The sequence below is a fragment of the Pseudomonas jilinensis genome (assembly GCF_003586265.1).
Taxonomy (GTDB): Bacteria; Pseudomonadota; Gammaproteobacteria; order Pseudomonadales; family Pseudomonadaceae; genus Halopseudomonas; species Halopseudomonas phragmitis.
Map to the genome: position 1 here is coordinate 42,871 of NZ_QJSA01000009.1, position 12,427 is coordinate 55,297.

At 61.8% G+C, this 12,427-nt stretch carries 9 protein-coding genes, 1 tRNA gene and 1 pseudogene; 5 read left to right on the forward strand and 6 right to left on the reverse strand.

Features of this window, described 5'->3' with window-relative positions:
* Positions 1 to 6: 6 nt before the first annotated feature.
* The 4 genes from ntrB to C2846_RS10985 all read right to left on the reverse strand — a co-directional run bounded on the left by ntrB (position 7) and on the right by C2846_RS10985 (position 5,669).
* Positions 7 to 798: a nitrate ABC transporter permease gene (gene ntrB / locus C2846_RS10970; RefSeq protein ID WP_420849046.1), complete on the reverse strand. Its 792-nt coding sequence runs from the start codon at positions 796 to 798 to the stop codon at positions 7 to 9.
* A 95-nt stretch (positions 799 to 893) separates the two neighbouring features.
* Entirely contained in the window at positions 894 to 2,228 is a 1,335-nt protein-coding gene (locus tag C2846_RS10975; protein WP_119701465.1) for an ABC transporter substrate-binding protein, read from the reverse strand.
* 297 nt (positions 2,229 to 2,525) lie between these two features.
* Positions 2,526 to 3,815: a nitrate regulatory protein gene (locus tag C2846_RS10980; RefSeq protein ID WP_119701466.1), complete on the reverse strand. Its 1,290-nt coding sequence runs from the start codon at positions 3,813 to 3,815 to the stop codon at positions 2,526 to 2,528.
* A 54-nt stretch (positions 3,816 to 3,869) separates the two neighbouring features.
* Positions 3,870 to 5,669, reverse strand: coding sequence for an ABC transporter ATP-binding protein (locus C2846_RS10985; protein WP_119701467.1), 1,800 nt, complete (start codon positions 5,667 to 5,669; stop codon positions 3,870 to 3,872).
* Positions 5,670 to 5,804: 135 nt separating this feature from the next.
* Here C2846_RS10985 and C2846_RS10990 point away from each other — a divergent pair, with 135 nt between their 5' ends.
* From C2846_RS10990 to fhuB, 3 genes are read left to right on the forward strand one after another with little or no spacing between them, the layout of a single operon-like run.
* Entirely contained in the window at positions 5,805 to 6,572 is a 768-nt protein-coding gene (locus C2846_RS10990; protein ID WP_119701468.1) for an ATP-binding cassette domain-containing protein, read from the forward strand.
* A gap of 9 nt (positions 6,573 to 6,581) precedes the next feature.
* On the forward strand, positions 6,582 to 7,436 hold the full coding sequence (locus C2846_RS10995; protein WP_119701469.1) for an ABC transporter substrate-binding protein: 855 nt from the start codon (positions 6,582 to 6,584) through the stop codon (positions 7,434 to 7,436).
* Positions 7,429 to 9,396, forward strand: a complete 1,968-nt coding sequence (gene fhuB / locus C2846_RS11000; RefSeq protein WP_119701470.1) for a Fe(3+)-hydroxamate ABC transporter permease FhuB — start codon at positions 7,429 to 7,431, stop codon at positions 9,394 to 9,396. Before C2846_RS10995 ends, fhuB begins: the two co-directional genes overlap by 8 nt.
* On the opposite strand, the pseudogene C2846_RS11005 reads toward fhuB, so the two are convergent.
* Positions 9,349 to 11,292: pseudogene (locus C2846_RS11005) on the reverse strand (heavy metal translocating P-type ATPase); the annotation flags it as partial. The gene fhuB and the pseudogene C2846_RS11005 sit on opposite strands and share 48 nt — an antisense overlap.
* 145 nt (positions 11,293 to 11,437) lie before the next feature.
* Here C2846_RS11005 and cadR point away from each other — a divergent pair.
* Positions 11,438 to 11,872: a Cd(II)/Pb(II)-responsive transcriptional regulator gene (gene cadR, locus C2846_RS11010; protein ID WP_119701509.1), complete on the forward strand. Its 435-nt coding sequence runs from the start codon at positions 11,438 to 11,440 to the stop codon at positions 11,870 to 11,872.
* A gap of 50 nt (positions 11,873 to 11,922) precedes the next feature.
* Positions 11,923 to 12,270: a DUF5064 family protein gene (locus tag C2846_RS11015; protein ID WP_080050953.1), complete on the forward strand. Its 348-nt coding sequence runs from the start codon at positions 11,923 to 11,925 to the stop codon at positions 12,268 to 12,270.
* Positions 12,271 to 12,343: 73 nt separating this feature from the next.
* Here C2846_RS11015 and C2846_RS11020 read toward each other — a convergent pair.
* A tRNA-Asp gene (locus C2846_RS11020) sits at positions 12,344 to 12,420 on the reverse strand.
* Between the last annotated feature and the right edge of the window lie 7 nt (positions 12,421 to 12,427).

Sequence of the window (12,427 nt, forward strand, 5' to 3'; positions counted from 1 at the left end):
TGCTCCTCAGCCTTCGCTGGTGCCGCGAGTGACCAGCCGGCCAGCCCAGGCCACCAGACGGTCGAGAATGAAGCCGACGATGCCGACGTAGAGCAGGGCCAGGACGATGTCACTGATCAGCGAAGCATTCCAGGCATCCCAGATGAAGAAGCCGATCCCTACCCCGCCGACCAGCATCTCGGCGGCGACGATCGCCAGCCAGGACAGGCCGACCCCGATGCGCAGCCCGGAGAAGATATAGGGCGCGGCCGCCGGCAGCATGATCTTGGCGAAGTACTCGATGCCGTTCAGACGCAGCACCCTGGCGACATTACGGTAGTCTTCAGGAATGTTGCGGATGCCCACCGAGGTATTGATGATGATCGGCCAGATCGCGGTGATGAAGATGACGAAGATCGCCGACGGATTACTGTCCTGAAAGCCTGCCAGCGACAGCGGCAGCCAGGCCAGCGGCGGCACCGTGCGCAGTACCTGGAAAATCGGATCGAGCCCGCGCATGGCCCAGGTCGACTGCCCTACCAGCACGCCCAGCCCCACCCCGGCCACTACCGCCAGGGCATAGCCGTAGGCGACCCGCTCCAGGCTGGCAAGAATCTGCCAGGCCATGCCGACATCGTTCCCACCATTGTCATAGAACGGATTGGCGATCAGCTCCCAGGTATCGCTGAACACTTGGGTAGGAGGGGGTAAGGCGCTCGCCGGGCTGGAGCAAAGCATTTCCCAGACCAGCAGGAACAGCAGGGTAATTGCTATCGGTGGTAACAGGTTGTGCAACCCGACTCGGCCAAGCCGGGCCATCCAGGCTGGTACCCGGGAAGCCGTTGATAGCGGTGCAGCACTCTCTGCTTCAATCTTGACGTTGGCATTCATGGGTCATTCTCCTTGCGACAGACTCAGGCCAGCGCTTTGATTGCCAAACTGTCGAGGTATGCCTGGGGGTTTTCAGGATCGAATACGGTGCCATCAAAGAAGGTCTCAACGCCGCGCGAGGTGGACGTCGGGATCTGTTCGGCCGGCACCCCCAGATCAGCGGCCGCTGCACGCCAGAGGTCTTCACGGTTAACCTGTTCGATCAGAGCATGACTATCGAAGTCGGCTGGCAAGTACCCCCAACGGATATCTTCGGTCAGGAACCACAGGTCATGGCTCTTGAATGGATAGGAGGCGAAGTCATCCCAGTAGCGCATCTGGTGCGGACTGTTTTCCACCACGCGACCAGTGCCATAGTTGAAATTGCCCTTCATGCGCTCGACCACATCATTGAAAGGAGCGTTGATCCAGCGGCGTTTGGCACAAATACGTGCAACTTCCTCGCGGCTGGCTGGGTCTTCGCAATACATCTGCGCCTCCATCACTGCCTTGAGCAGTGCGCGGGTCGCATTGGGGTTGGCTTCAACCCAGTCGGCGCGCATCCCCAGCGCCTTTTCCGGATGGTTGTGCCACAACTCACTGGTGGTCAGTGCCGTATAGCCGATCTTCTGGTTGATCAGTTGTTCGTTCCATGGCTCACAGACACAGAAAGTATCCATGCTGCCGACCTTCATGTTGGCAACCATCTGCGCCGGCGGCACCACTATGGTCGAGATGTCGCGATTGGGGTCGATGCCTCCGGCGGCCAGCCAATAGCGAATCCACAAGTCATGGGTTCCACCGGGAAAGGTCATGGCGGCGTTGACTTGCTTGCCACTGGCCTTTTTCGCTGCCAGTGCGGCCTTGAACGGAGTACTGTCTACCCCAAGCTTGAGGTCGATATATTCCTGCCCAACTGAAATGCACTGCCCTCCCAGATTCAGACGGGCCAGAATCACCATAGGCACCGGCACATTGTTCGGCGTCATGGCCCCCGAGGCGATCAGATAGGGCATTGGTGTGAGGATATGCGCACCATCGATCCCGTTACGCGCAGAACCCAGTACCAGATTGTCGCGGGTGGTACCCCAGGATGACTGCTTCAACACCTCGACGCCGGTCATGCCGTGCTTGGCGAAAAAGCCCTTTTCATCAGCGACGAACAGCGGCGCCGCATCCGTCAGAGCAATAAACCCCAGCTTGGCTCGGGTGGTTTCCGGCGCATCGCTGCCTGCGGCCCAGGCCGCCGAGCGCAGGCCCGGGGCCATGCCGCCGAGTAACGCGGCGCCACTAACGGCGGCAATAGAATATTTGAGAAAGTCACGGCGCTTGAGATTGACGCTGGCCTGGCTGGTTGGCTTGATCGGTTTGTCGTCCATTGCACATTCCCCTGAAAAGCACGCATAAAAAACGGCGCCCCCTCGCACCTGGCCCTATGGCCGAGGTGGAGGTGGACGCCGTTGCCCTTAGTCAATTGTGTAGAGGTCTAATGGTCTTGACCTGACGGTCTCAAAGCAGGTTGCGTGCCAGTTAACGGTTAGCTCAGAAAAACTCTCGACAGTTTAAAGACTTATCAACCATGGCCAAGTGCCAGCAATATGCCCTGACTCCAACCTACGCACTCCAAGAGAGCACCGGCAGGGCAAATGCGCAACCAGCGTGCAAAAATGCCTCGCTTATCCGGCCTTCACCCGCGTGCTGGCGTTTGGCATAAGATCCGCCAGGCTGAGCACTGCCTGAGCCACATCAGCCAGCCGCTGACTCCGCTCCATGGCAGCATTTTGAAGTATCCGGTAGGACGCTTCCTCATCAAGCCCATGACGCGACATCAACACCCCCTTGGCCCGCTCAATCAACTTGCGCTCATTCAACGAGCTGCGAGCGTTATCCAGCTCCTCAGCCAGCATCTGCAAACGCTGATTCTGTTCGTGCAAAAGGTCCAGCACCGAGCGATTGAGCTGCTGGCCCATGGTGTCGCCCGGAGCACCATCCAGTTCAGTGGCCTGCACGTTGAATAACCGGGTCTCTGGTGGGTCGCTGGCATCATCAAACTGATCGAGCCGCTCAAGCAGACAACGGTGATTATCAAGATCAGCCTGGGCCTGGCGGATTTTCTGCTGACACAGTTGCTGCAATCTCTCGGTCAACAGGTCTTCAACCTGCTTCATGGCATCGATACGGCGGGTCGTCAGTTCAAACCAGGGCTCACCCAGACTGGCCTCCAGCGGCTGCCCCGGCAGACTGCGCGCGGCGACCAGGCGCAAGCGGGCAATTTCAGCTTCGACCGGATCGGTGCAGAGCTGATGCCAGGCATTGAGCGCGGGCTTGTCGGCATAGTCGCAAAAGATCGCGAAGCAGCGCTGCTGGCCCTCGCCCAGATACTGCAGGCGTTCGAGCTGTTCCAGATCGAACAGCCCTGAGGCGAAACCTGCAACTCCGGTGGCTCGCTCCAGCCCCGCCAACTCCTTACCCTGCATGAAATTGAACAGCGCCACCAGGCAACGTGTGATATCCGGATCGACGGAGGTATCGGCAGCCTCGAACACGACCGCCAGCAGCCCGCCAATCACCCGGGTAAAAGCCCGGGTAGACTCCTGAGGACTCAGGGCCTGATCGCGCACCCGACGGCGCAGACAGGCCAGCCCGTCAAGTCCGTGCAGTACCAGGGCAATACGGTTGAACAGACGGGCCTTGTCGGCTCCGCGCCCGGTCTCCGGGTCCATGCGATTGAAGCCTCGCCGCACCGACTGCTCAAGTCCACGGCTGTCGCTGGTCAACTGATCCAGCGGCTGGCGGAAGCGCTCTGCCCGAGCGCTGAGATACATATTGGAAAAACCGCGCTCACGCTGGAGCGCATGCACAAGCCGGCTGATGCCGCCGACCAGCTCACAGGTCAGCTCCAGCGCGATCAGCCCCTGCATTTCGCTGCGCCGGGCTGCCAGCATGAACCCCAATACCGTCGCCATGTGCTTGCTCCCCTACCGTCGGGCTTTGAACAAGCACCAGCAATAGCCGTGCCATCAGGCCATGATCGGGTCGTCCTCGCGGGCCATCCCGGTCTGCACCCGCCATTGAGCCGCGTAGAATCCATCCCTGGCCAGCAGTTCGGCGTGGCGTCCACATTCGGCCACCCGTCCCTGCTCAATCACTGCGATCTGGTCTGCGTGCACTATGGTGGACAGCCTATGAGCGATCATGATCACTGTGCGGTCATGGGCGATGCGCCGCAATGAACGCTGAATCGCAGCCTCGGTCTCGTTGTCGACCGCGCTGGTGGCCTCGTCCAGCACCAGGATCGGCGGGTTCTTCAACAGTGCCCGGGCCAGTGACAGACGCTGGCGCTGGCCACCGGACAAGCGCACACCGCGCTCACCAACCGGGGTATCAAGCCCCTGCGGCAAGACCTCGATAAACGACCAGGCTTCAGCCTGACGGGCAGCGCTGACAATCTCCTCATCACTGGCATCGGGCCTGCCGTAGGCGATGTTGTCACGAATACTGCCCTCAAACAGATACACATCCTGGCTGACCAGCCCCACCGCTTGGCGCAGTGAACGCAGGCTGATCGCAGTCACCGGCTGGCCATCGATCAATACCTGGCCGCTCTGAGGGTCCTGAAAACGCAGCAGCAGCTTGATCAGGGTCGATTTGCCCGAGCCGGTAGCCCCGACCAGTGCCAGGGTGTGCCCAGCAGGAACCTTCAGATCGATCCCGTGAATGCCGCTGTTAGAGTTCGGATACTGGAATGCCAGTTGCTGGAAATGCACCTCGCCACGCACCGGCTGGGCCAGATCAGGATTACCTTGGTCAGCCACCTGCACCGGTTCTTCCAGCAGGCCGAGAATCCGCCGGGTGCTGGCCATGGCCCGTTCGAACAGATCGATCACCTCGGCCAGTCCTGTCAGCGGCCACAACAGTCGCTGGGTCAGGAACACTAGTACACCGTATGCACCGATGTTCAGATCGCCACTCAGTGCCTGCATGCCACCGATGGTGAAGGTGGCCAAAAAGCCGGTCAGCACCGCCATGCGGATCACCGGTATGAATGCCGAACTGACCCTGATGGCCTTACGATTGGCTTCAACATAGGCCTCACTGGCCTGGCGCAAACGTTCGGCCTCGCGGGCCTCGGCGGTGAAGCTCTTGATCGTGGCGATACCGTTCAGGTTGTTGCTCAGCCGACTGGCGATCTCCCCTACCCGCTCACGCACCTCGCCGTACAGCGGACCAGCCTTGCGCTGAAAGTAGAAACCACCCCAGATGATCAGAGGAATCGGGGTAAAGGCCAGTAGAGCAATCAGCGGCGAGATGAAGAAGAACACCGCGCCGACTGCCACCACGGTTACCCCAACCTGAATCATGGCGTTGGCTCCGCCATCAAGAAACCGCTCAAGCTGGTTGACGTCGTCGTTCAGGGTGGCAACCAGATGCCCGGAGCTGCGCGACTCGAAGAAGCTCATATCCAGCCGCTGGGCATGCTCATAGGCATCCTGGCGCAGATCCGATTGCAGCCGCTGGGCCAGGTTGCGCCAGAGAACCTGATAGAGGTACTCGAAAATCGACTCACCAGCCCAGATCACGAAGGTCAACACCCCGAGTGCGATGATCTGCTCCTGCGGGGTAGTGAACCCCAGTCGGGCAACGAAGCTGCGCTCCTGGTTGACCACCACGTCGATAGCCACACCGATCAGAATTTCCGGAGCAATATCGAACAGTTTGTTGATTACTGAACAGGTGGCAGCGGCGATGATCCGCCGGCGGTATCCGCGGGCATAGCGCAACAGGCGTACCAGTGCGCTGAAGCTGTTGGTTTGATTCATTGGTTGACATCCGTGATTGGGGTGGCCGCGCGCACGCGCGTCAGGCGGCACATCCTACCTTTAAACAAATTGATAATCATTATTGTTTTATTTAACCTTGCGCAGATTAATTGAATCACTCTGCGGAGTCCTTCCATGTTCAGCCTCAACGCTGCCAGTTATCAGGTCAATGGCAAAACGCTGTTGCAGCCACTCAGTCTGGAGTTGGCTCAGGGCCAGGTTCATGGGCTGATCGGTCACAACGGTTCGGGCAAATCTACCCTGCTGAAACTACTGGCGCGCCAGTATAGCCCCAGCAGTGGTCAGGTTTGCTTCGATCAGCGCCCATTACCTGCCTGGGGGGCACGGGCCTTTGCCCGCGAGGTTGCCTATCTGCCCCAGCACCTGCCCAGCGCCGAGAACCTGACTGGGCGTGAGCTGGTCGAGTTTGGCCGTTACCCCTGGCGTGGCCTGCTCGGACGTCTGACCCGCGATGACCAGCAGCAGATCGACCGGGCGCTGGAACTGACCGATACCCGGGCCTTCGCCACCCGCATGGTCGACACCTTGTCTGGCGGTGAGCGTCAGCGCCTGTGGCTTGCCATGCTGCTGGCCCAGGGGAGCCGTTTCCTGCTACTCGACGAGCCACTGGCGGCGCTGGATATCGCTCACCAGGTCGAGGTCATGAGCCTGGTCACAGGGCTCAGCCGCGAACTGGGGCTGGGTCTGGTCATCGTCCTGCACGACATCAATATCGCCGCCCGCTTCTGCGACAACCTGATCGCCCTGCACAGCGGCCAACTGCTGGCCCAGGGGCATCCCGAGCAGTTGATGGATCACGATACCCTGCAGGATATCTACGGCATCAGCATGCAAGTCATCCCCCATCCCAGTGCCAACCACTTGGTCGCCCTGGCCCACTGACAGTTCCTCATGCCACTATTTGCACTGCGTTTTCTGTTGCTGTTCGCCTTGCTGCTGAGCACGATTACCCAGGCCAGCCCACGACTGGCCAGCCTCGACTGGACGCTGGGAGAAACCCTGGTGGCGCTTGGCGCACCGCCACTGGCGATGGCCCAGGTTGATGACTATCACGCCTGGGTCGGCGAGCCGCAGATGCCCGACAACGTGATCGACCTGGGCCTGCGCACCCAGCCCAACCAGGAACTGCTGGCCGCCTTGGCCCCTGAGCGCATTCTGATCTCGCAGATGTTCACCAACCTTACCCCCAGGCTAAGCCGCATTGCCCCGGTCGAGCTGGTGCAGCTTTACACTCCTGGCACCGATACCTGGACGCAAATGCTTGAACTGACCCGCGAGGTTGGCCGGCTAGCCGGCCGGGATCAGGCCGCCGAGCAGTTGATCGCCAGCACCCGGGCCCGAATCGACAGTCTGGCCGGGCAATTGAGCCGGCCACAGCGCCCGCTGCTGATCATTCAGTTCATGGATGCCCGCCATGTACGAGTATTTGGCCCCAACGGACTGTACCAGGTAGTGCTCGACCAACTCGGCCTGGACAACGCCTGGACTGGCGGCACCAATGCCTGGGGTTTTGCACTGGTCAGTATCGACGCACTGGTAGGCCTGGATGCCCAACTGGTGGTAGTCGAGCCCAAGCCTGCCGGTGTCGAGCGCGAGCTGGCCCGCAGCGCACTGTGGCAACACCTGCCAGGCGTGGCAGACAATCAGGTCATCACCTTGCCGCCAGTCTGGAGCTTTGGTGCCCTGCCGTCTTGCCAGCGCTTTGCCGAACTGTTGAGCGCCGCCCTGGAGCAGGCCCATGACTGAACAACGCCGCCCCGCCCTGCTCTGCCTGCTGTTCACCCTGCTTGCAGCAACACTGGCGCTGACCAGCCTGCAACCATTGGGCGGCGCAGGCCGAGCCTGGCAAGCCCTGTTCAGCCAGCTCAGCAGTGATTACCTGCTGCTGCAATACAGCTGGTGGCCGCGTCTCAGCGTTGCCTTGCTGGCCGGCGCTGCGCTGGCGATTGCCGGCGTGCTGATGCAGCAGTTGCTGCGCAACCCGCTGGCCTCACCCACTACCCTTGGGGTATCCAGCGGCGCCAATCTGGCCCTGATGGCTGCCAGCCTGTTGGCGCCCGGACTGCTGGACCTGGGCCGGGAGTGGGTTGCGCTGGCTGGTGGCGCTCTGGCCATGGGCCTGGTCATGCTGCTGGGCTGGCGTCGGGCCCTGGCTCCGCTGGTCGTGGTGCTGGCCGGTTTGGTGGTCAACCTGTATCTCGGCGCGCTGGGTATGGCCCTGCTGCTGTTCAATCAGGAAAGCCTCAGCGGTCTGCTGATCTGGGGCGCCGGCTCGATGGCTCAGAATGGCTGGGACAGCGCAGGCTTTCTTGCTCCACGGGTGCTGGTTGGCGCCTTGCTGGCCTGGCTGCTGATTCGCCCCCTGGCCATGCTCGATCTGGAAGATGCCAGCGCCAGAAGCCTGGGCGTTTCTCTCAAATACTTGCGCCTGGCCGGGCTGGGCATTGCTGTTTTTCTCGCCGGCTGCGTGGTCAGCGTAGTCGGCATCATTGGCTTCATTGGCCTGGCTGCGCCCAATATCGTGCGCCTGGCCGGTGCCCGCCGGCTCAGCCATAGACTGCTCTGGTCCACACTGCTGGGGGCCCTGTTGCTGGCCGGCACCGATTTGCTGGTGCAGTCGCTCGGCCAACGGGCTGCCATGCTGATTCCTACTGGCGCGGTCACGGCGGCCTTGGGGGCTCCACTGTTGCTGTGGCTGATTCCACACCTGCGCCTGACTGGCCAACGGGCGCCCAGCCCGGCACAGAGCCTGAGCGAACGTCGCCGCAATCCGCAGCGCTTGCTGGCCGGACTGGGCCTGGGGGTGCTGGCTATGTTGCTGGTAGCACTCTGGTTCGGCCAAGGCCCGCAGGGCTGGTACTGGCTCACCAGCGAATCCTGGAGCGTGCTGGAATGGCGATTGCCCCGGGTGCTGGCAGCCATGGGCTGCGGCCTGATGCTGGCACTGGCCGGCACCCTGGTCCAGCGCCTGAGTGCCAACCCGATGGCCAGCCCGGAACTGCTTGGCATCAGTGGCGGCAGCGCCATGGCGCTGATGGCAGCGGTGTTTCTGCTTCCAGCCCCGGGCAATCTGATACTGATGCTGGCCGGCACACTCGGAGCCCTGCTGACCCTAGCGTTGCTAATAATGGTCAATCGCCGCAGTTGCTGGCTGCCTGAGCGTCTGCTGCTCACCGGGGTAGCGATTACCGCGCTGTTCGAGGCTCTGCGCGCTGTGGTTCTGGCTGGCGGCGATCCGCGCGGCCAACAGTTGATCGCCTGGATGTCTGGCTCGACCTATTATGTCGACACCCCTGCTGCTGCCGGCGTCCTGCTGGCAGCGCTGCTGGCCGCCCTGGCCTGCCTGCCACTGCTGCGCTGGCTGGATATCCTGCCACTGGGCGCCGAAACCAGTCGGGCGCTGGGCATACGGCTGGAACGGGCACGCCTGGGGCTGTTGCTGCTGACCTCGATTCTGACTGCCGGTGCCACGCTGGTGATCGGCCCGCTCAGCTTTGTCGGTCTGCTGGCCCCACACATGGCGCGTCTGCTGGGCCTGACTCGGGCCGGCCCGCACCTGTTCGGTGCGGGTTTGATCGGCATGCTGCTGATGCTGCTGGCCGACTGGGTGGGCCGCCAGTGGCTGTTCCCCAACGAAATACCCGCCGGGCTGATGGCCTCACTGATTGGCGGCGCTTATCTGATGTGGGGCTTGCGCCGGCTGTGACTCGACCTGCGGTCTGGCCCGCAGCAGGCGCAAGCCGTTGAACACAACCAGCAGGCTGACACCCATGTCAGCGAATACCGCCATCCACAAGGTGGTATGCCCGGTCAGGGTCAACAGCAGAAACAGCGCCTTGATACCAACCGCCAGGGCGATGTTCTGGCGCAGGATGCGTACCGTCGCCCGTGACAGCTGGATAAAGGTCGGAATCTTGCCCAGATCATCATCCATCAGCGCCACATCGGCGGTCTCCATCGCGGTATCAGTACCGGCCGCCGCCATGGCAAAACCGATATCGGCCCGGGCCAGTGCCGGCGCATCGTTGATGCCATCACCAACCATCCCAACCCTGCGCCCTTCGGCCTGCCAACGCTCGACCAGTTCCAGCTTGTGTTCAGGCAAGAGTTCAGCATGGGCCTGATCAATCCCGGCCTGCGCAGCGATGGTCCGGGCTGCGTGCGGGTTATCGCCACTTAGCATCCGTGACTCCACCCCAGCCAGACTCAGCCGCCCGATAGCCTCACGGGTGCCCGGTTTGAGCTGATCGGCCACGGCAAACAGAGCCAGCGGTTGCTGCGCATCCGCCAACACCACCACACTCTTGCCCTGGCGCTCCAGCGCTTGCAGTCGCTGCTCCAGTGTTGCGTCGAGCCGGCCCAGCTCGCTCATTAGTCGGCGATTGCCCAGCCAGTAATCCTGCCCATCGATCCGCCCGCGCACCCCGCTGCCCGGCAAGGCGGAAAACCCCTCTACCGCCTGTAACCGGGCCTGTTGCTGCCTAGCGGCACGACTGAGCGCGCTGGACACCGGGTGATCCGAGCGCTCGGCCAGACTCGCAGCCAGCCCGAACAGCAACTCACTACCCTGCCCATTGAGCGGTTCGATATCGGTCAGTTCCGGCTGCCCCAGCGTCAGCGTGCCGGTCTTGTCCAGAGCCAGGCAGTCCAGCTCACGCCCAGCCTCAAGAAAACGCCCGCCCTTGATCAGAATACCCAGGCGCGCGGCCCGGGTCAGACCACTGACCACGGTGACCGGGGTCGAGATCACCAGCGCGCAGGGGCAGGCAACCACCAGCAACACCAGCGCCCGGTAGATCCACTCCAGCCAGTCGCCGACAAACAGAGCCGGAACCAGCGCCACCAGCAGTGCCAGGGCGAATACCGCCGGCGTGTAAATCCGGGCAAAACGATCGATAAACCGCTGGGTCGGTGCCTGACTGGCCTGCGCCTGCTCCACCGCACGAATGATCCGCGCCAGGGTACTGTTGCTGGCCGCCGCCGTGACCCGATACTCCAGCTCGCCTTGCTGGTTCAGACTGCCGGCGAACAAGCTATCGCCCGGGCGCTTATCGACTGGCAGACTTTCCCCGGTAATCGGCGCCTGATTGATGCTCGAATGCCCACTGAGCACCTCACCATCCAGGGCGATGCGCTCGCCCGGGCGCACCCGCACCCGATCACCCAGCGCGACTTCGGCCACCGACACATCCCGCCACTGACCATCGGCCTGCAACACTCTGGCCTGGGCCGGGCTCAGATCCAGCAGCGAACTGATCGCCCGCCGGGCGCGCTCCAGCGAGCGCTCCTCGATCAACTCGGCGATGGTGAACAGAAACATCACCATCGCCGCTTCCGGCCACTCGCCAATCAGCATGGCCCCGGTCACCGCCACACTCATCAATGCATTGATGTTGAGTTCGCGGCGGCGAATAGCCTGCCAGCCGGCCTTGTAGGTCCCTAGGCCGCACAGCAGGATCGACAGTAACGCCAGCGCCGCTACCCGCCAGTCACCAGCCAGCCCGGCCAGATGCAACACTTCAGCGGCCAGTGCCGCCAGCCCGGCTGCCGCCAGACGCCAGCGCCCCCACGCTGAGCGATGCTCGCTGCTTGAGCAGCCATCCGCGCCGCAGCAGTTATCGATTTCAGGCTTCAACGCCTGGGGTTGGTTATCGCAACAGGACATATTCCAGACTCTCCGTGGTTGTCTGTTTGCCATTGCACACCCTATAGTTACTACAGGGTCAAGCAATTCAGGACACGACGAGATGAAAATCGGTGAACTGGCCAGGCATACCGGCTGCCCGGTGGAGACCATCCGCTACTACGAACGCGAAGGATTGCTGCCGGCACCGGCCCGCAGCGCCAGTAATTATCGGCTGTACGGGCAGGCACATGTTGAACGGCTGGGCTTTATTCGCCACTGCCGGGTACTGGACATGAGTCATGAAGAGATTCGCCAGTTGCTGGCCTTGCGTGACGACCCGCAGTCGCCCTGCGACAGCGTCAATGACCTGATCGACGCCCATATCGGCCATGTCGAAACGCAAATGGCCAGCCTGCAAGCGCTGCATCAGCAACTGGTCGAGCTGCGCCACCGCTGTTCCGGGCACAATGACACCGGGCACTGCGGTATTCTCAATGAACTGGAAAAACGTGATCCTGTTTCAGGCGGCCCAAGCCGGCTGCATCCTCTAAGCTGATAAGCGCCCAATCAACCAGGGAACATCTGAACACAACCAGGAGTCCTGCTATGTTTGAACCAGGCCACCTGCATTTAAGCCGTATGCAGCTTTTGCCCAGCGATGTCGGCTTCAGCATCGACATCCGCTACGAAATCGACGAGCAATGCACTGCCGTGCATTTCACCCTGGAGGGGGAAATCAAGGGCGAACCCCTCAAGGAAAGCTTTTCTTTGCCGCGCGATACCGCCTTCAACTTCGCCAGCAATATCGATCACATCCTGCGCCACCACGGTGTAATCACCCCGGAGTTCCTCTCGGTCTCGGCCCACCATGAGTACGATGAAATGTTCGAAGACATCCGCGCCAAACTGCACGCCTGGCATGGCGAGGCGATTGATCCAGATCATTTGACGTAAAAGCGCCGCATATTGCACGACCAAAGACAAACAAAAAACCCCAGCTTCTTGCAAAGCTGGGGTTTCTGAATAATGGCGCAGCGGACGGGACTCGAACCCGCGACCCCCGGCGTGACAGGCCGGTATTCTAACCGACTGAACTACCGCTGCGCGTCGT